The organism is Salibacter sp., from assembly GCF_031581065.1.
Taxonomy (GTDB): domain Bacteria; phylum Bacteroidota; class Bacteroidia; order Flavobacteriales_G; family Salibacteraceae; genus Salibacter.
This window is the reverse complement of sequence record NZ_JAVLBN010000096.1, coordinates 1-1024: the sequence shown is the minus strand read 5'-3', so window position 1 is coordinate 1024 and position 1024 is coordinate 1. Positions and strand designations below refer to the sequence as shown.

The 1024-nt window shown below is 33.3% G+C and carries 2 protein-coding genes; both read right to left on the bottom strand.

Features of this window, described 5'->3' with window-relative positions; genetic code table 11:
* A partial coding sequence (locus RI557_RS11625; protein WP_310683939.1) for a hypothetical protein occupies nt 1-497 on the bottom strand: 497 nt, incomplete at its 3' end.
* An 11-nt stretch (nt 498-508) separates the two neighbouring features.
* Nucleotides 509-1024 (bottom strand): T9SS type A sorting domain-containing protein (locus RI557_RS11620; protein ID WP_310683937.1); only part of this gene is annotated, 516 nt, incomplete at its 5' end.

The following is a 1024-nucleotide window of genomic DNA, read 5'->3' as shown; positions in this document are numbered from 1 at the left end:
ATGAAACTATTCTCATAAGTTTTACCATTAATTGAGATGGGGTGCAACAATTCGTTTAGAGTCCCCTCAATTTCATTCCCAACGGGTGTTAACATTTTTTCACCACTACTTAGCGTGCTTTTTAATCTGTATATATAAGATGGTTTATCATCGTAAGGCTCAATGATGTTAATTGAGTTTCTTATTTCTATTGTTTTTTTAGTATTTGACAACAAAATTTCAAGATTACGCTCACATCCACACGATGACGAAGATGTGAAAATAGTACATGTTTCCTCATAGGCATCGCTTTTTTCGCTTTTGATCAAGTTTAAGCTAATATTATTACTAAATGAATCATTAGTAAATGTAATTAAGGCATCCAGCTTTGGGTTAACTGTTATACTGTGCAAAGCATTGTTGCTGTCATATGACTTGCAATCAACCTCTTTTGAACACGATGAGCAAGAACTCAATGAAAGAATGAATAATAAAGCAATAATATTTTGAGGTTTCATAATCAAATTTTTTATTTTACAATTAACTTTACTACTTCTGTAGAATAAGGAGTATTTATTTTTAAGATATACTGACCGGGTGATAATGATCGATTTTGCAAGTCAATCGTAGCAGATTGAGAGTTGATTTTTTCGGTAAAAAACTCCCTACCTGTTAAATCAAATAAATAAACCTCATTAATATTCTTATCCTCTTTTGCTTTAATAAAAAGCTTGTTTGATACAGGATTCGGATATATAACAATACCTTTTGATTCATCGCTACCTGTAATTGATGATACCGTAGATTTCTTACCATCACTACTACAATAAAAGTGATCTAATCCAACAGGTTCATACATACCATTTCTCACAACTCCATGATCAGTAAATGAGCCTGTATTGGAGTCGTAATAGAACGTAGCATGAGCACCAGAATTAATAACCATTGGATTCTCTCTTGATAAAGCACCGGGAACTCCAACAAATGGCCACTGGGCAGCCTGTGAAGGATATTGATACATGAAAAACTGGTGTTTTCCGGCTGA